This window comes from Streptomyces sp. M41 (assembly GCF_043673425.1).
In the GTDB taxonomy this organism is placed as follows: Bacteria; Actinomycetota; Actinomycetes; order Streptomycetales; family Streptomycetaceae; genus Streptomyces.
Window position 1 is genome coordinate 192644 of sequence record NZ_JBIMKE010000010.1, and the last position, 17519, is coordinate 210162.

Genomic DNA, 17519 nt, shown 5'->3' on the forward strand with positions numbered 1-17519 from the left:
CACCCAATCAAGTTCAGTACTCCCAGGACAGGGCGCAGGACACGGACAGGGCCTTCATCCGGTGGACGCAATGGACCGCGCAGCGGCACGCCACCTACGGGCTGGGAGACACCCCCGACAAGGTCCGCGACACGTTCTGGGCCCTCTTCAACAGGCCCGCCCCGAATCCGGTCCATGATTTCGTCTCCGGCTTCCCCACCGTGTTCTACGACGTCGACAACGCCGCCAGGACGATCGCCGGACTCAATACGACGGCCGACCCCGCCAAGGCTCCCGCCGCCGAGGCCCACGGGAAACCGGCTGCCGAACCGTTCGCAGAGTCCGGCGCGACCGACAACTTCCACTCCGCCTACTGGAGTGTGACGTGTGCCGACAGCGATTCCTGGCCGCGAAACCCCGAGCAGTACCGCCGCGACGCGGCCGAGGACAAGCAGAACAATCCGCTGTCCGCGGGCTCCGCGTCCAACATCAACGCCTGCGCGTTCTGGCCGAAGGCCACCGAGCCCACGACCATCGTGGACAATACGGCCGGTGCGCTGATCGTGAATAACGAATGGGACTCCCAGACCCCTCTGGTCGGGGCTACCGGCCTCCACAAGGCCATGAAGGGCTCCAGGATGGTCACGGTCCATCACGGTGTGGGACACGGTGTCTACGGAACCAGCCCCTGCGCGGACGACGCCGTCAACACCTACCTCGCCACAGGCCGACTCCCGGAGAAGAACCTCACCTGCCACAGCAACGGCTGACCGGCTGTCGGCGTACACATGAACGTGGCTCTGACAAGAGTTTCGTAGCCGTTGATCGCTTTACGGGACGGCACGCACCCCGGCGGTCACCGTGCCTGGGAGAGGAAACACTTGCACCTCTCAAGCAACGGCATTGCGACAACGGGATCAAATGGAGGGGTGCGACACGAGGTGGCACTGAACAAATGGCCTATTTCAGAAGGGAGTTGACATCGCCCAGGCCAGTGTCCATGGCCTGTCCTCTGCGTCCACATGCGTCGCTGGTAACGGCAGGGTATGAAGCTGGACGACCACGCTCAAGAGCGTCCCGGCCATCGGGGGGCAACAAGCTAAGAGGGAAGACTGGACGGGTGAGCAAATGCGAACCTCCAGCAATGCCTCGTGATTGATCGGCTGCGCGATGGTGATGCAAGTGGCAGCTCAGGACCCGGCGTGGAAGCACGTCAGGTGACCCTCGTGGCCTCGCTGGCGAGGCCAGGACACCACCGGTCCCGGGGTAGAGGAGGCGCACCCACCCCAGTCGCATCTTGTCAGTACGGAATGTGGAAACCCCGTCGGGGTCCGGGAGATCCCGGTTGTCCGACCGCGAGGAAGGATCAACTCCCCGGCGGGAACAGGATGGCCCAAGAAGCGAAGGCCGATAGGCCGAAAGGCCAGGGAAAAGCGGACGGCTCCCGCCTCCGTATAACCCGTCGGATACGGGTCCGAGTGGCCCGGCCCGAAAGGGCGCCCACGTGGGCCAGGTGAGCCTTTGAAGAGATCTGGTGACGGAACCAGAACGAAGGGCAAGTTGGACGCAGGGAGCGGCTGATGGCGCGATGGGTAAGCGAGCCGCGCTGTTCTTCCCGTGCGAACGGACCAGAGGATGTGCGAATCGACTGGCACAGCATCGACTGGGCCGAGTGCGAGGATCAGGTACGGCGACTGAGACGAAGAATCTTCAAGGCGACGCAGGAAGGCGACCTGAAGAAGGTGGGGCCTTGACCCTTGATTCTGGACACACGAGACACTGGATCCTGAGGATCTGAGCCTCGATCCACCGCGTGAATTCTGATCTTCGATCTTGGGCGGGGTTTCGGTGTCTTCTTCGTGCGCGGACAGCGGTGATCGCCGGGTGGCCGTCCGGTGCGGGGGCTCCAAGGTCTTTCGGGTCGTGGGCCAACCGGGCGGTCATGCGGGTCAGGTGACCATGCGCTGTCCGGTAGCCGTCCACACGTCGGCGAAGTCGGCTTCCCAGCGCCAGCGTTGCGGCAGGTGCAGGGTGAGGCGGCGGGCGCCGGTGGCGATCCGGGCGGGGATGTTGATCAGGTGGCGGCGGATGGTGCCAGTCCGCGCTTTGGCGTGGAAGGTGGAGGCGAGGTGGCCGGCGGCCCGGGTCAGGTTGTAGGCCGTGGCTGCGAGGGTGAGCCAGGCGGCGTTCGCGGTGAACATTCCCGAGGGCAGGTGGCCGAGCGCGGAGTCCTCCAGGTCGGCGAGGACCTGTTCCACCACGGCGTGTTCACGGTGCATCGGCTCGGCGTGGACGAGGGTGAAGCGGCTGTCGGTGAAGATGACGTGGTGGCGCCAGACGCCGAACAGCTCGGCCTGGCCTTCGGGGACGCTCTTGGGGTTGAGGCGTTTCACACGCCGCACAATGAGCCGGGCCGTGGTGTGGAACTGCTCCTTCTTGCTGGTGAATGCGGTGCAGGGGATCTCAGCGATCTCCGCGTCGGAGACCCAGCGTTCCCCCTCGTCGTCCCAGACGGCGTCGGTGTACTCGATCGGCGTCCAGGCGTCCTCGGCGATGTCCACGATGGCCTCGCGGACCGTCTTCTTGACCGCGACCGCTAGGGAGAAGAGGACGCTGGCCGTGCGACAGGCGTCGACGACCTTGTGGAAGAAGTACGCGGAGTCGGCGCGGACGATGATCTGCGCAGTGATGCCCATCGCCCTCACCGTGGCCAGGGCCTCGCGCAGCAGACTCGTCGCTCCCTTGCCGGAGCCTGCCGAGCACAAGGCGCCTGCCCGGGACTACGAGACGCTGCCCGCCAGCAGCGAGACGTACATCTACTTCTCGGCGAGCATGCTCATGACCCGGCGTCCGGCCCGCACCGCCGCCATGGGCCAGACGGTCAGGACGCCGCGTCAGGAGCAGACGCTCGCGGCATGAACCGGCCCGACGGCGCGAGGGTCAGCCAGTCCCGCTCGACCAGCCGCTTCGCCTTCGACCGCGCCCCCTCCATCTTCGCCGGCACCACCCCCAGCCCGAGCCGGGCCGTCAACTCCTTCGCCATCAGCCCCGCCCCGCCAACGGTGAGTTCGGCCTCCAGCATTTCCACGATTCGCCGGCAGTCCGGCGCGAGCGCCTCCGCCGCCGCGCCTTCCCGACCGCGGCACGACCGACCCGACAGCCGGCGCCCCGCCCTTCGCCTCCGGTGCCCTTTGACGCCGTGTCCCACGGATCCACAACAGGCTCCTCGACCACCGCCCCGGGAGCGGCCAGAGCCTCAGCCACCTCACCCCGAGCGATCACCCGCCGTTCCAGCACTGCCTCGGCCTCACCGAGCCCCGACACAACCCCGTCCGCTTCCGCCCGGACCTCATCCACCCGCACCCGGGCAGCGGTCTCACACTCCTCCAACAAACCCATCACCGAAGCCACCGGGCGCCAGGCGCCTCCTTGCCATCCCCCGACGAACAGAACGGCCCAAGCCCCCGGCTACACCGAAAACCATGCCTGACCAGCGGAAACTCAAAGCCCACACCCGAAAAGACAACGGCTCTCCAGGCGTCGGCAGGGATATGCGCGGGGACGTTGGGGCTCACGGTCGATCTCAGCGATGCGGAGAAGAACCTTTGAGCCCCAACAGCATCATCATCGTGTCGGTCACCGGCTCATCTCATCGGTGCCGGAGAATTCGCCTCGGGGACGAGGACACGCGGGCGCCCCCCGCCGTCGGCCGGGACGGCCCACACGTCATTGATGCCGTCGCTGCGTTGCTTCCCGTAGAGGAGCGTTCTGTCGTCCAGCCACGCAGCCTGGTCGTCGACACTGCTCGTCTCAGCCGAGTGAGTCACCCGCATGCTGCGCAGATCGAGAACGGACAGCCGCCAACCCTTCGCAGGATCTTCGTCGATCGCCTGCTTGAAGGCCAATCGGGTGCCGTCAGGCGAGAGCGAGGGGCACTCGACGTTCTCGGTGAGAGTGCGCACGGTACGGGCCGCCAAATCGCCCTCGACGAGGTAGCGGGCGTTCTTGGTGGACATGGTGGCGTAGAAGCGGTTGTCGTCGTCGGCGAAGGTGACGCCCCAGAAATTGATGTCGGCTGCCCTGTACGGCTTTCCTTCCCGGAACACCTTGAACACTTCGAGCGAGCGGACGAGTTCGCCGGTGGTCGTGTCGAGGATGCCGGTCTGGGTGGCGAATTCGCCGTTCGCATACGAATGCCCGCCGATGAACAGTGTCCACGAGACCATCCGACCGTCGGCCGACACTCGTGCGCGGCTGGGGAAGCCGTCGAGCGGTACGGTCCGCTGCTCGCGCAGGTCGGCGTCGAGGACGATCAGCCGGGCGGACTCGAGCGCCCCGACCGGGGTGAGGCACACGACCGTGCGTCCACCGGCGTAGGCCCGGTCGCACCGGAGTCGGCTGATGTGCCGAGGGCCGCTGGGAGCGCTACGGGCGACAGTGGAGAGGCGGCCGTTGCTCAGCACCTGGATCCGCTCACCGGCAAGCCCCGTGGCCGTGGTTGCGGTGGCGGTGGCGGATTCGCCGCCGTGAGAATCACGGGTCAGGCGCGCGTACCCCAGGGCGAGGGACATGAGCAGTGTTGCGGCGAGAGCGGTGATCGTGAGACGAGCCCGTAGGCTCATGGTCGTCATCAGGGCTCCTCCGAGCGGGCTCGCGTGGTCTGTGCGGTGCGAAGGAGGAGGAGGGTGGCTCCGATGGCCACGACCACACCGCACGCGGCGATGCGGCTAGCGACGACCGGGCCGCAGACCTGCCAGGCGAGGCCGAACAGGATGGAGGAGACCAGATAGGCCACGGCCTGCCCGCTCTGGATGAGCGCCAGGCCGGTGGCTCGCAGGTGCTCAGGGACGACGGGGCCGGCCAGCGCCATGAGTACTCCGTCGGTCGCCGCATAGAACAAGCCGTGCAGCGTCAGCATGGTCACCAGTAGCGGCCATCCTCGCAAGGGACCGTAGATCAGCAGATAGACGATGCCAAGGGCCGCGTATCCCCCTGTCACCACGGGCAGGCGGCCGAAACGGTCGGCGAGGGCGCCCATGGGCGTGGCGAGCAGCAGATACACAAGGGCGGTTCCCACGGCCATCAGTGGGAACCAGCCGATCGCCAGATTTTCGCGACGTTGCACCAGGAGGTAGACGAAGCCATCGCCAACGGTGGCCAGTCCCAACAGGCACGCCGCGGCGAGCAGCCTTCCCACCGGCGGTCGGCGCAGTAGCTGAGCGGCCTCACGTAGCGAGGCCGTCTGTCGTGCGGGCTGTTCCTGGCGTTGGTCGCGAACGAACAGCGCCAGCATCAGCACGCCCAGGCTCGCTATGCAGAAGCTGGTGACGAAGACGGCGTCGTACGCCTGACCTGTCAGGCCGAGCACGGCGAAGGCGGCCACGGGGCCGATGAAGGCTCCGACCGCGTCCATGGATCGGTGCACCCCGAAGGCGCGCCCGAGGCCGTCCGGCGTCGTGGAGAGCGTGATGAGCGCGTCCCGAGGGGCGGTGCGCAGGCCCTTGCCGGCCCGGTCGACGCCGAGCGCCAGCCCTATGGCGGTCGCCGAGCTTCCTGCGGCGAGCAGGCCGAGCTTGGCAACGGCCGAGAGCCCGTAACCACATCCGGCTACCGCCTTCCGCCGCCTGATCCGGTCGGCAATGTATCCCCCGACCAGACGTAGTACCACAGTGGCGCCGGTGTGCAGGCCGTCGAGCACACCGTAGGCCAGCGGGCTGAGCTGGAGCCCGACCACCAGGTAGAGCGGAAGAACCGCGGTGACCATCTCGGCGGACACATCTGTGGTCAGACTGACCGCGCCGAGCGCGAACACATTGCCGCTCACCGCTGTCCAACGGCTCCGGCCGGTGTCGCCGGTCGAGGTGCGTCTGCTGATCGTGGAGAGGTACACGGCAGGCGCCCTTTCCGTCAGGAGGCCGGGTGCCACACCTCCGTCGCACGGGGCGGCGGAGGTTTCGCACAGTGTGGTGGGTTCGGTGTCAGTGGCAGTCGGTCGTGCCCGCGTCGGCGTAGGTCTTGCCGGCCACGGGCACAAACTCCCAGTCGTAACTGTCGTCGTGCAGGGTGAACTTGAGCACGCCGCTCGTGTCGCTGTTGCGGGCCTCGCTGTTGGGCAGGATGGTGCCGAAGGCGTACGACGCCCCGGCACCGCCCATGCCCGCGACGAAGTGCCGGATGCCGCGATCGGTGTCCAGTTCTCCGTCCGGGTCCATGGGAGCAAAACGCTCGTACTGATGGTTGTGTCCAGCGACAAGAATTTCTGCACCGTTGTCGTAGAGAGCCTGGACGAGGGGCCCGACGGCGGGGTTCGGGCGGTGGTGTTCGGAGGAGGTGAATCGCGGGTGGTGGAGATAGGCGATGGTGCATTGCTTGCTAGTGGCCTTGAGGTCCTCGCGCAGCCACCGCTCCTGGGGGGAGTCCTTCGACATGCTGACGCTTGAATTCAGCGCAACGACATGCCATTTGCCGAGATCGTAGGAGTAGTAGCCCTTGTCCGGGTCTCCCGCTGCCGCGCCGAAGTAGTCGTAATAGCCCTGTGCGCGTGGAGTTCGGTATTCGTGGTTGCCCGGAACGGGCCTGGTGCGGTCCTTGTGCCGTCCCCAAGTGGGCGCATAGTACTTGTTGTACTCGGACGCGCTGCCGCTCTGGTAGGCGTTGTCTCCCGTGGTGAAGACCGTGCCTGGGATGTCGTCCAGGAGTTTGGCCGTGGCCTCGTCGTCGTCCCAGTTGCCGGCGATGTCGCCCACGCCCACCAGCACCGGGTCCTCACCGGGATCAGCGCCAGGATCTGACCCGGGGTCTGCCTCGGGATCCCTGCCGGGTTCAGCGCCAGGATCTGACCCGGGGTCTGCCTCCGGATCCCTGCCGGGATCAGCGCCAGGATCTGCCCCAGGATCCCCGCCGGGATCAGCACCAGGATCTGCCTCGGTGGTGACCACGAGCTGCGGTGCGGTGATACCGCTTTCCCGCGAGTCGTAGTCTGCACCGTCATCGTCTGCAGAGGTGATGCTGATGCCGAACGTTCCTGTTCGGGTCACGTGGGAGGTGACATCGATCTCGTACCAGGTGTCGCGGGACACCGCGCCGAGCGAACCGAGCTCCTGGCCGCCGTAGAAAGGTCGCGTGCCCCATGTCACAGCGGTCTCGGACCAGGTGGTGTCGGACATCAGGCGAAAGGTACCCCCGGCCGGGGATTCGGCGTCCTCGACGTCGGCTACGTGAACCCGCAACTTGGCGCTGGTGACCGGAGCTTCGAAGCCCGACACCTCGAATTTCATGAAGGCCCGCTTGACCGAATTGTTGTCCGCGCTCACCTGGTCGACAGTCCCGTAGTTGGTATGTTGTGCGGACTTTCTTATGAAGGTATCCGCGGTCGGCGTGAATGTGTGCGAGACGGGCTCAGCCGATGTGGTCGAGAAGGCTTCGGGCAGTACGGTGACGGACACAGCGGCGACGAGTGTGCCGACGGCGGCCGAAGCGATGGTCTTTCGACTCAGCATGACGGATCCTGCGCATTCTGGTGGGCGGTGAAGGACGCGAGTTCCGGGAGCCGAAGCGCCCGGCGACGCATTCGCCCGCTCACCTTGCTGCCGGGCACTCGGGCCACACAGCGGGATCTGAGACGGGGCGAGCGCAGACAGGGCAGAGACGCCTGCGCAGCGTAGCCACAACTATTCCTGGTCGCCCACCGGCTCGTCGATGCAAGAGCGAACAATAGGGATACCTAATTTAAGAGCCCCCTACCCAGCCCATAGCCTCGCCGTTTCGGTTGGGGTGATGAGGCGTCGTTGAGGGGTAACCGTCGGGTGGCCGACGCGATTTCGGTGTTCGGACATGGCGTAGACCCGGCGCGGTGGTCGGGTTCTCCTGGGTCCTTCGGGTCGTGGGCGGTCAGGGGTTTGCCGGTCAGCCGGCGGGACGGGGTAGTGCGGCGTGGCGATGGAAGGCCATGGTCAGTTCCTTTCTCCAGGGCCGGGTCACCGGTATCCGCAAGCGCAGGCGTCGGCCGCCGCGGGTGAGGCGGGAGGCGAAGTGCAGCAGTCGGTACCGGAGCTTCATCGGCTCGGCAGTGGCCAGCTCCCCGTCCAGCAGTAGGACGCGCGTCCAGGCCAGCGGATCGATCGCCGCGAGGCTGAGTTCGAGCCAGACGGCGTTGACGGCGAAGTCGTGGGAGGGGAAGCGGCCGAAGCCGGTGGCCTTGCCGCACCGGATGTGGTCCTCGACGGTGGCATGCCCGCGGTGGCGGACCTCCAGGAACTGGGCGGATCCGCCCGGAGTACAGGGTGTCGGTGAGGAACACCTGATGCCGCAGGCCCTCGTCCTGGTCGAACAGGGTCAGTTGGGCTCCGGGGTGCGGCCGCTCCCGGCGCACGATGCTGCGGGTGCCGTCCGGAAAGCCGGCCAGATCGACCATGCCAGTCAGCTCGGCCACTTCGGCTCCATCACGCAGTGTCCCGTCCTGGTCCAGGGCGGGATGCCAGAGGCGGTCGGGCGTGGCCAGGACAGCGCGGCGGACCGGCTCGGTGATGGCGTATCGGACCGCGAAGAAGGTACGAATTCCTCGTTTCGCAGGTCGCGGACGTGGACGAGGAAGGCGTGATCTTGAGTGGTGGATCATGGTCAGGTGATACGTCGCCATGAACTGTCGGACGCGGAGTGGGAGTTCGTCCGGCCGCTGCTGCCCGAGTCGCTGCGGGGACGCAAGCGGCTGGACGACCGCACGGTGCTCAACGGGATCGTGTGGAAGTTCCGCACCGGGACCGCTTGGCGGGATGTGCCCGAGCGGTACGGGCCATCGGCCACGCTGCACACCCGCTTCACCCGGTGGGCCTTGGACGGCACCTTCGAGCGAATGCTCCGGGCCGCCCAGGCGCAGGCGGATGCCGTCGGCGACATCGATTGGCTGGTGTCGGTGGACTCCACCGTCGTCCGCGCCCACCAGCACGCCGCCGGAGCCCGAAAAGGGGGCTCCGCTGCCCCGCACTCGGACGCTCCCGAGGCGGTCTGACCAGCAAGAACCACCTCGCCTGCGACGCTCTTGGCCGACCGCTGGCCTTCACCGTCACCGGCGGGAACACCAACGACTGCACACAGTTCACCACGGTGATGGACGCGATTCGGGTGCCCCGGGCCGGTCCGGGCCGCCCCCGCCTGCGTCCCGCCCACGTGCTGGGCGACAAGGGCTACAGCTCCCGGGCCATCCGGACCTGGCTCAGACAGCGGGGCATCGCCCACACCATCCCCGAACGGGCAGACCAGATCCGCAACCGGCTCCGGCGAGGCAGCCACGGCGGTCGCCCGCCGGCCTTCGACAGAGAGCGCTACAAGCGGCGCAACGTGGTCGAACGCTGCTTCAACCGCCTGAAGGTGCGACACGAAGTCGCACACGTTAAGTGGGAAAGCCACGAAGGAAGGAGAGATGTGCTGACCCCGGATTAGTGTCCGTATCCGTTCCCGCGCTCACATGCGTCGCCGGTAACAGCGGGGTGTGAAGCTGAGCGTTCAAGCCCAAGAATTTCCCGGCCGCCGGGAAATAACAGGCGAGGGAAAGACTGGACGGGTGAACCGCGTGAACCCCTGTTGATGTCTCGTAAGGTTGAAGCTGCCTGGTGGTTTGCAGTCGGCAGCTACAGAACCCGATGCTGAGAGGCGTCAGGCGACTTCCGGAGATTTGAGACCGGAAGGAGGACACAGCCGGTTTCGGGATAGAGGGGGCACCCACCCCTGTCGCAACTTACGTGTGTGGAACGTGGAAACCCCGATGGAGTCCGGGCCACAGCCCGGTAAGCCAACCGCAAGGAAGGCCCAACTCTCCAGCGGGAACAGGATGGTCCAAGAAGCGAATGCCGGTAGATCGAAAGATCAGGGGAAAGTTGGAGGCAACCTTCACGCCTCCGGTCATAACCCGCCGGATACGGGTCCCAGTGGCCCGACCCGAAAGGGTGCCCACGTGGACCAGGTGAGCCTTTGCAGTATCCCGAGTAAAGCAGCCGGAACCTGGCGGACAAGTTAGACGCGAAGGAGGAACTTACAGTTGGAGTTACCCAGTCCTGTTCGGACTTCCATAGCGAACGGACCCCAGGGCGGAAATCTCGACTGGCACAGCATCAACTGGGCCGAAGCCGAGGAGAACGTACGGCGTCTGAGACAGAGGATCTTCAAAGCGACACAGGAAGGGGACCTCAAGAAGGTCCGCAATCTGCAAAAGCTCATGCTGAGAAGCCGCAGCAACACGCTCGTGAGCGTGAAGCGGGTGACACAGCAGAGCAGAGGCCGCAAGACGGCAGGGATCGACAGGGAACGCGCTCTCACTCCCAAGGCGAGAGCACGGATGGCAGTTGAAATTGACGGCCAAACACAACCCTGGCGGGCCAAGCCCGTCAAGCGGGTCTACATCCCAAAGAGCAACGGAAAGCAACGACCACTCGGAATCCCCGTCATGCGTGACAGGGCCATCCAAGCACGTGTGAAGAACGCGTTGGAGCCTGAGTGGGAAGCTCGGTTTGAATCACGCTCTTACGGATTCCGGCCGGGCCGCGGCTGCCACGACGCCATCCAGGCGATCTTCAGCACCGCGAAGGGCAAGGCGGTCAAGCGCCAGTGGGTACTGGACGCCGACCTGGCTGCCGCATTCGACCGCATCGACCATTACCACCTGCTCGAAGCCGTTGGGCAATTCCCAGCCAGGGAATTAGTCCGGCAGTGGCTGAAGGCTGGTGTGGTCGATGACGGACGCTTCACCCGGACCGAGGAGGGAACCCCTCAAGGCGGCGTAATCAGTCCTTTGTTGCTCAACATCGCTCTGCACGGGATGGAGGAGGCCGCAGGAGTCCGCTTCGCCACCCGCAAAGGAAAGGTCATGTGGGCTGCGAAAGGAACTCCGATCCTGGTGCGATACGCCGATGACTTCGCCGTGTTCTGCACGAGCAAGGAGGAGGCGGAGACCGTCAGGTCACGCCTGGCGGAATGGCTGCAACCCCGAGGACTTCGCTTCAATGAAGAGAAGACGCGAATCCTCCACCTGTCGGACGGGTTCGATTTCCTCGGGTTCAACATCCGCCGCCATGGCGACAGCCTGATCATCACGCCCAGCAGGGACGCGGTCAAGAGAGTCCGGAAGCGACTGAGATCCGAGATTCAAGCCCTCTTAGGGCAGAGCATCACAGTCGTACTACGCCGTCTGTCCCCTATCGTCAGGGGCTGGTCCGCGTATTACCGGACAGTGGTGTCCAGCCGGACGTTCTCGGCGCTGGACAGCTATGTGTGGACGCTCACCTACAAGTGGGCCAAGCGCACCCACCCGAAGAAGTCGAAGCGTTGGATTGTGAACAAGTACTTCGGCAGGCTCAACCGATCCAAGATGAACAACTGGGTATTCGGTGACCGTGCCACGGGCGCACACCTTCCCAAGTTCGCCTGGACCAACATCAGGCGGCATCAGTTGGTCAGGGGTAAGTCGTCACCTGACGATCCCGCACTCCTCGACTACTGGAGCCAACGCCGTCAGACGCGCACACCACCACCGATGGACAAGATCAGCCTTACTCTGGCAGCCCGCCAGAAGGGCGTCTGCCCACTGTGCGGTCAAGCGCTCATCGCCGGCGCGGAATATGAGCCTGACAGCCCACGCGAGTGGATTGACTGGTTCGACGCGATGAAGAAGCGGTTGCATAAACACCACTTCACCTACCGGCGGCATGGCGGCTCTGATGAGAGCAAGAATCTTCGGCTCGTCCACTCGGAATGCCATCGCCAGCATCACGCAGGCGACAGCGACCGGAAATGAGCAGAACCTGTGAAGCCTTCGGGCTTGCTTGAGCCGTGATGCTTGGAAACAGGCACGTCCGGTTCTGAGGGGGCCGGGTCACGGCGACGTGACCCGGCTACCCGACCAATGGCGAGGCATCGCCACCCGCTACGACAAGACCGCCGAGTCCTACCAAGCAGCCGTCACCCTCGCCTCGCTCCTGATGTGGGCGTGACATTTGAAGACAACTCCTAGAGGGGCTCACCAGGCACGGGGCACGGTGGCGGGTGACTCGTCACCGGTAGAGACGACATCGCTGCCGAAGTGCTGCCCGCCCGCCCACAACCAGCCGCAGGACACTGTCGAGCGATGGTCGCTCGTAGACGCACTCTGACTACGCGTGCGTGACCGGACGCCGGGGTCTCCGCGTACCGTCACCGGCCGCCTCGGCGAACGACCCCGATCACCGATATTTGATCCCACGGCAACAAAAGCACCTCTGCCTCCTCAGAGTCGGCAACAACTGCTTGACCCGAAAGAGACGGCCAGCTTGACTCGCATCCCCGCTCATTCGGGCTCATGCCGGCCAGCCGGGTCTCCGTCGCCCAAGGTGTGGCGCTCGCTCGCCTGTGCCGTTCGGTGACTCGACGCACCGGGCGACGATGGATCGCCCTCAGCGCCCTCGGCGGGAGTCACCTCACCGCCAATGGAGAATCAGATGACCGTTCGCCACAGCGCAGCTGCCGCTGCCGTCCTCGGTACGCTGTCCGTCCTCATCCTCGGCCCGGTCGCGGGTCAGGCTGGCGCCCATGGCTCCATGCAGAATCCGTCCAGCCGAGTCTCCGGTTGCTATCTGGAAGGACCGGAGAACCCACGGTCAGCCGCGTGCGAGGCAGCCATCGAGGCGAGCGGTAAACAGGCGTTCTACGACTGGAACGAAGTCAACATACCCAACGCCTCGGGCAGGCACAGGCAGCTGATCCCCGACGGTGCACTGTGCTCGGCCGGCCGGGACAAGTACAAGGGGCTGGACCTGCCCCGCGCCGACTGGCCGGCAACCGCTGTCCGGCCCGGCTCATTCACCTTCCGCTACAAGGCGACCGCCCCTCACCGCGGACACTTCGACTTGTACGTCACCAACGACGACTACGAACCGTCACAGCCCCTGAAGTGGTCCGATCTGTCGCCGAGCCCCATCGCCTCGGTCACCGACCCGCAACTCATCGCCGGTTCCTACCAGTTCGAAGGCACCCTGCCGTCCAAGCAAGGCCGCCATATCATCTACGCGATATGGCAGCGCTCGGACAGCCCTGAAGCCTTCTACTCCTGCTCAGATGTGGTCTTCGGCTCGGAGAGCGGCAGCAGCCCTGGTGGTGGTGCGTCGGCCCCGGCACCCGGCGGCAACACGGACGACCCTACACAGGGCCCCGCACCGGGCAACGACCACGACTGCGGTGACTCCGTCCACCCACCGCAGGGGGGCCAGGGTGGGCATGCGAGCGGCACAGCGGCACCGGCCCGGCCAGTGCCCTACGGCGCGCCGGCAACCGCGCTCGATACCACCGCCCTCGCCCGGACCGGTAGCCCCAGCATGTTGCCGCTGCTGACGCTCTGCGGCGCCGCGGTCATCACCTGCGGCGCCGTCATCCTTTACGTGGCCGGCCGCCGACGGAGATAAGGCGTATCCCGCACACCGAACATGGGGATACGTCCGTCGGCTGAGTGATCACTGACGCGCTGTGGGACCGGGTCGAGCTGGTGTCGCCGGCTGATCCGGTCCGCAGACGCACCGATGAGTCGATCACCTTCGCACCATGAGATCGACGCGTAGAGCACCGACAGCAACTCGCCTCGGCGAGCACCGGCATCCGCAGCGAACTACCGAACCTGGGCACCCTGAGACGCAGTTCATAGGTGGCTCATCCGCCCCATGGGCCTCTGACGGCGAAGGTGGTGCCAGGGTTGTAGCAGTTGAGATACATGGTGCGGCCGTGCACGGAGAAAGTGACACCTGCGAACTCGCCCCACGCCGGCTTGCCTTTGGTGCCGATGTTCTGACGGTTACGTGCCATCGGGTAAACCTGGCCGGCGGAGTCGAGTCCGAAGACGAACTGGCCGCCGCCACCGTCCTCGCAGACCATCAGCCCGCCGTGGGGAGAGAGCGCGATGTTGTCGGGGGATTCGCCGGGCAGCTGGATGTCGGTCGAGGGCCCGAACACGATCTCCAGTGTCAGCGTGTTCCGCTTGGGCCGGTAGGACCACACCTGCCCGAAGTGGGTGGCGGCCGAACCCTCTTGTGCGCGTGCGTAGCTGGAGACGAAGTGGACCCGGTCTCCGCCCCAGTAATTGCCCTCCAGTTTCTGGCCGTGGGTGATACCGCATCTGCCGAAGTCCTGCATACGGATGGGGGTCTTCTTGGCAAGCGGATCCGGCACCTCGACCCACTCGATGTTCTTGAAGGAGCTTCCTGGTTCCTGGACGACCGACAGGTCGGGTACGCCGGGCACGCGCATGGCCTCGAGGCGGCCCCCGGCGCGCAGGCTCCCCCGTCCACCGAGCGGCTTGTCGGGAAGGAACCGGTAGTACAGCCCAAAGGGTTGAGTGAACGCGTCCTCCGTCTCGTACACAATGCCGGTACCCGGATCGACGGCGACCGCCTCGTGCTGGAAGCGCCCCATCGCGGTCAATGGGTGCGCGCCGGTCAGGTGAGGGTCGTACGGATCGACTTCGAAGACGAAGCCATGGTCCTTGGTGTAGCCGGCAGTACCGGCCTGGTCCTCGGTCTCTTCGCAGGTCAGCCAGGTTCTCCACGGTGTGGGGCCGCCAGAGCAGTTGACGGCGGTGCCGGCGATGGCCACCCGCTGCTCGATCACCCGGCCTTCCTGATCGAGCGCCAGGGCAGTGCAGCCGCCTTTGCCTTCAGGATCGTAGGTGAGGCCGGGGACAACAGGCACCGGCGCCTTGGCGTTGTGCCGGTTCTCATGATTTCGCAGCAGGTGAGTGCCGTTGCGTTTGCCTCCGAACGCGGCCATGCCGTCAGGGTTTCCCGGCACCGGCCCCTCGTCGCCGCTGAGTTTGTCACCTTGACGGGACAGGACTTGGTAATGAAAGCCCTCGGGCAGATCCAGAAGACCGTCCGGGTCGGGCACAAGCGGTCCGTAGCCGCCTGGGCTCCGGCCTGCCTTGGCGGCAGCCGCATGCCCGGCGAACAGCCGGTCCACGGCACCGGTGAAGGCGATACCCGCCCCCACTGCGCCCGTACCGGCCAGGAGACGACGTCGTGACACAGACATGGCCACTCCTCGCTGTTGGGGGAACTTGTTGGGTGTGTAACACACGGAAGCGAACAGCCTCGCAACCCACTCATCAAGGTGCGCACTTACGAGTAACCGCTGTACAGGGAGAGACGGAATGCGACTCCCCCGGCGACCGCCCTCCCTGTCCCATCTGGCATTGACTACTGACATTGGCATGCGGTGGGAGCGGGAGGCAGTTGGCGCCACGGCAGACCCACTCACCTAAATCGTCACAGTCAACGCAAATCGCACTAATGCTCCTTTTACGGACGAGCTGAAGATCGCAGAACTTACGGTCTGCAAACCTGTCCAAACCGAGTGCCGTCTCTGCATACTCGGTGTGCTCCGACCGGGCGGAGCCGCGGTGCGAGCGGCGCGTATCGGTGTGGATCGATCCACTGGAACGACCCCTGGGGAGGACCCCAGATGGTGACAAAACCCTGCCCCACGTGCGGAATGGGGCTCCCAGCAGATGACTCAACCGGCTGTTCCTGCTCCGAGGCCGGCCGCGTCAACACACTGCCGGCCTCATTCGGGCCGTTGCCCGTACGACGAGTACGCCCGCGCCCTGCGCCCCCGGGAGAAGGTGGAACGCCCTCCACACCGGCGGCAGAGGAGATACCGCCGACGCACCTTGCGCCCGCCCCGCCGACCCAGGCACCGAGGCTGAGCAAGGACGACATCGCGCAGTTGCTGGCCCGTGTCAGAAGGTGCCGGGATCGCCTCGACGACGGCGAGCCGGCCACCGGCGACGTGTACCTGGACGACGGCAGCAGAGCGTCGACAGAAGCTGCGTCACCTGTCACACCCCAGGACACCGCAGCTCCAGCGGCCCAGCCGCTCGGTCGGCCGGCGCGATGGCGAGCAGTGACCGCTGCAACCGCAGTGGTCGCCCTTGTTGCTCTCGGCGCCACGTTCATCGTCCCGCTGAGGACGCCCGACACTGCCGCGGGCGCATCGCGCGGCACGAATGGACCGGCACATCCGGCGCGTGCGGTGGACAACCAGGTACCGGACGGCGCGGGGGGCCGGCCCACCACGCCTCCACCCTTCGACACGGGAATGCGCGCACACCGTCCAATGCCATGGCTCGATGCCTCGGGACGCGCTCCAGGCCATCAACTCCACCCCGTCATCCCTACAGCGCAACGCGCGGGCGACCGTCTCACGGTCCCGGACGGTGGGAAAGGCGAACGGCCGGTCCGGTCCATTCCGGCGGACGCGGGCCGCCCAGTGCCGGACGAGCCCTCCCAGCCGAGCAGCGAAAGCCAGCCCTCGGATCAACCGCCTGTGCTGAATGAAGGAGACACCGGCCAAGAAGTGAGGGAACTCCAGCTACGGCTGAAGCGCTGGTCCTGTGACTTGTTCTGCCTCCTTCTCGATGTCGTGGACGGGGAGTACGACGCACGCGTCACCGAAGCCGTCGCCAAATTCCAGACGGCCAAGCAAGTCGATGGCGACCCCGCGGGCGTCTACGGGCCGAACACCCGACGCGCCCTTGAGGCGGTGACATCAATCGAGTAATCCGGGAGCCCGTCGCCGCGCCCCCCGCACACCATGCGACCGGCGCCCCCGCACACGCTGTGAACTGACCGGCCGACGCCGCTGGCGGCCCTCAGCAATGACCCGCCCGGCGCCCAAATTCAGGTTCAGTCGCTGTGCGGCGGCAGCAATCCGTCCTGTCGACAGCCACAGACAGTTCAGTGATCGGAAGACGTGAGCCAAGCGCATCATGCCTCGCATACCCGACCCAGCGTGAAGGAGTGCAAGTGATCCCGTTCTCACCGCGTCCCAGGCGACGCCTCGACTGGCTCATGGACGACTTGGTCAACCGTGTTCCCGACATACAACACGCCATCGCGGTTTCCCGTGACGGCACACCCACCGGCGCCTCACAAGCCCTTACGAGTGAGGACGCCACGTATTTGGCCTCCATCGTCCGTGCCGTGCACAGCATCGCCAGCGGCGCCGGTCGACGCTTCCGTGCCGGCGCAGTTCTACAGACCACCGTCGAACTCGACCACGCGCTGCTCTTCATCGCCTCGGCGCGACACAGGAGCTACCTGGCAGCCATCAGCAGCCCGACAGCCGACACGACCCGCATCAACAACGAGCTGACACGTATGGCCAAAAGGCTGTCGCAGATCCCTACCACACCGGTGCACCAACACCTCAACGGCAAACACTATTGATTGCCCGGCGGGGGCGGCCACCACGGCTGCCCCCGCCACACTGCCACCACCTGACAACTCGACGCCCTGACGCTCACGAGAGGCGGATGGTGTTTGAGCGGTGCTTCCCGCGGGATCCGCTCCCACTCTGCTTCCCTGCTGCCGCCAAGGCTTCTGCACGCGAAGCAGTACCGGCGGCGTGCCGGGGCTTCCTGCGCCGGGACTTTCTCTTCGGTTGCCGCAGCATGTTGCGCCAGGCGAAGATCGGTGTCGCGGTGATCAGCATGGCGAAGGTCGCCCAGATGATCATCGCGGGGTGTGCGTGGC

At 65.9% G+C, this 17519-nt stretch carries 13 protein-coding genes and 3 pseudogenes; 8 read left to right on the forward strand and 8 right to left on the reverse strand.

Going from position 1 to position 17519, the window contains the following annotated elements; translation table 11 throughout:
- The first annotated feature begins 200 nt into the window (after nucleotides 1–200).
- The gene (locus tag ACHBTE_RS16090) at nucleotides 201–749 is read left to right on the forward strand and encodes an alpha/beta hydrolase (RefSeq protein ID WP_394724532.1); all 549 of its coding nucleotides are present in this window, start codon (nucleotides 201–203) and stop codon (nucleotides 747–749) included.
- Between the two features lie 810 nt (nucleotides 750–1559).
- Nucleotides 1560–1733: a reverse transcriptase N-terminal domain-containing protein gene (locus ACHBTE_RS16095; protein WP_394724534.1), complete on the forward strand. Its 174-nt coding sequence runs from the start codon at nucleotides 1560–1562 to the stop codon at nucleotides 1731–1733.
- 195 nt (nucleotides 1734–1928) lie between these two features.
- Here ACHBTE_RS16095 and ACHBTE_RS16100 read toward each other — a convergent pair whose 3' ends face one another.
- Complete coding sequence (locus ACHBTE_RS16100) at nucleotides 1929–2675, reverse strand: transposase (protein ID WP_394724538.1); 747 nt, start codon at nucleotides 2673–2675, stop codon at nucleotides 1929–1931.
- On the opposite strand from ACHBTE_RS16100, the gene ACHBTE_RS16105 reads away from it, so the two are divergent.
- The gene (locus ACHBTE_RS16105) at nucleotides 2668–2898 is read left to right on the forward strand and encodes a hypothetical protein (protein ID WP_394724539.1); all 231 of its coding nucleotides are present in this window, start codon (nucleotides 2668–2670) and stop codon (nucleotides 2896–2898) included. The two genes, ACHBTE_RS16100 and ACHBTE_RS16105, sit on opposite strands and share 8 nt — an antisense overlap.
- Here ACHBTE_RS16105 and ACHBTE_RS16110 read toward each other — a convergent pair.
- The 5 genes and pseudogenes from ACHBTE_RS16110 to ACHBTE_RS16130 form a co-directional block, all read right to left on the reverse strand.
- Complete coding sequence (locus tag ACHBTE_RS16110; RefSeq protein WP_394724540.1) at nucleotides 2861–3061, reverse strand: hypothetical protein; 201 nt, start codon at nucleotides 3059–3061, stop codon at nucleotides 2861–2863. The two genes, ACHBTE_RS16105 and ACHBTE_RS16110, sit on opposite strands and share 38 nt — an antisense overlap.
- 562 nt (nucleotides 3062–3623) lie before the next feature.
- Nucleotides 3624–4610, reverse strand: a complete 987-nt coding sequence (locus ACHBTE_RS16115) for a hypothetical protein (RefSeq protein WP_394724541.1) — start codon at nucleotides 4608–4610, stop codon at nucleotides 3624–3626.
- Nucleotides 4610–5803 carry an MFS transporter gene (locus ACHBTE_RS16120; protein WP_394724542.1) on the reverse strand — a complete coding sequence of 398 codons (1194 nt, stop codon included), beginning with the start codon at nucleotides 5801–5803 and terminating at the stop codon, nucleotides 4610–4612. Before ACHBTE_RS16120 ends, ACHBTE_RS16115 begins: the two co-directional genes overlap by 1 nt.
- A 154-nt stretch (nucleotides 5804–5957) precedes the next feature.
- Complete coding sequence (locus ACHBTE_RS16125) at nucleotides 5958–7478, reverse strand: DNRLRE domain-containing protein (RefSeq protein WP_394724543.1); 1521 nt, start codon at nucleotides 7476–7478, stop codon at nucleotides 5958–5960.
- Nucleotides 7479–7884: 406 nt separating this feature from the next.
- Nucleotides 7885–8592: pseudogene (locus tag ACHBTE_RS16130) on the reverse strand (transposase); the annotation flags it as partial.
- 10 nt (nucleotides 8593–8602) lie between these two features.
- Here ACHBTE_RS16130 and ACHBTE_RS16135 point away from each other — a divergent pair.
- The 3 genes and pseudogenes from ACHBTE_RS16135 to ACHBTE_RS16145 form a co-directional block, all read left to right on the forward strand.
- Nucleotides 8603–9363 (forward strand): annotated as a pseudogene (locus tag ACHBTE_RS16135) (IS5 family transposase); the annotation flags it as partial.
- A gap of 649 nt (nucleotides 9364–10012) precedes the next feature.
- Nucleotides 10013–11764, forward strand: a complete 1752-nt coding sequence (ltrA, locus tag ACHBTE_RS16140) for a group II intron reverse transcriptase/maturase (protein WP_394724544.1) — start codon at nucleotides 10013–10015, stop codon at nucleotides 11762–11764.
- Between the two features lie 679 nt (nucleotides 11765–12443).
- The gene (locus tag ACHBTE_RS16145; RefSeq protein WP_394724545.1) at nucleotides 12444–13403 is read left to right on the forward strand and encodes a lytic polysaccharide monooxygenase; all 960 of its coding nucleotides are present in this window, start codon (nucleotides 12444–12446) and stop codon (nucleotides 13401–13403) included.
- A 241-nt stretch (nucleotides 13404–13644) separates the two neighbouring features.
- On the opposite strand, the gene ACHBTE_RS16150 is transcribed toward ACHBTE_RS16145, so the two are convergent.
- Complete coding sequence (locus tag ACHBTE_RS16150; RefSeq protein ID WP_394724546.1) at nucleotides 13645–15018, reverse strand: alkaline phosphatase PhoX; 1374 nt, start codon at nucleotides 15016–15018, stop codon at nucleotides 13645–13647.
- A 1323-nt stretch (nucleotides 15019–16341) separates the two neighbouring features.
- Between ACHBTE_RS16150 and ACHBTE_RS16155 the strand changes: the two genes are divergently transcribed.
- Nucleotides 16342–16545 carry a peptidoglycan-binding protein gene (locus ACHBTE_RS16155; protein ID WP_394724547.1) on the forward strand — a complete coding sequence of 68 codons (204 nt, stop codon included), beginning with the start codon at nucleotides 16342–16344 and terminating at the stop codon, nucleotides 16543–16545.
- Nucleotides 16546–16790: 245 nt separating this feature from the next.
- Nucleotides 16791–17213, forward strand: a complete 423-nt coding sequence (locus ACHBTE_RS16160) for a roadblock/LC7 domain-containing protein (RefSeq protein WP_394724548.1) — start codon at nucleotides 16791–16793, stop codon at nucleotides 17211–17213.
- 73 nt (nucleotides 17214–17286) lie between these two features.
- Here the strand turns inward: ACHBTE_RS16160 and ACHBTE_RS16165 are convergent.
- Nucleotides 17287–17519, reverse strand: a pseudogene (locus ACHBTE_RS16165) (glycosyl transferase); the annotation flags it as partial.

Bases quoted from the DNA above. Each gene is read 5' to 3' on its own strand.
- ACHBTE_RS16095 (WP_394724534.1), top strand. From the start codon at position 1,560: ATGGCGCGATGGGTAAGCGAGCCGCGCTGTTCTTCCCGTGCGAACGGA.
- ACHBTE_RS16105 (WP_394724539.1), top strand. From the start codon at position 2,668: ATGCCCATCGCCCTCACCGTGGCCAGGGCCTCGCGCAGCAGACTCGTC.
- ACHBTE_RS16100 (WP_394724538.1), bottom strand. From the start codon at position 2,675: ATGGGCATCACTGCGCAGATCATCGTCCGCGCCGACTCCGCGTACTTC.
- ACHBTE_RS16110 (WP_394724540.1), bottom strand. From the start codon at position 3,061: ATGCTGGAGGCCGAACTCACCGTTGGCGGGGCGGGGCTGATGGCGAAG.
- ACHBTE_RS16115 (WP_394724541.1), bottom strand. From the start codon at position 4,610: ATGACGACCATGAGCCTACGGGCTCGTCTCACGATCACCGCTCTCGCC.
- ACHBTE_RS16125 (WP_394724543.1), bottom strand. From the start codon at position 7,478: ATGCTGAGTCGAAAGACCATCGCTTCGGCCGCCGTCGGCACACTCGTC.
- ACHBTE_RS16145 (WP_394724545.1), top strand. From the start codon at position 12,444: ATGACCGTTCGCCACAGCGCAGCTGCCGCTGCCGTCCTCGGTACGCTG.
- ACHBTE_RS16150 (WP_394724546.1), bottom strand. From the start codon at position 15,018: ATGTCTGTGTCACGACGTCGTCTCCTGGCCGGTACGGGCGCAGTGGGG.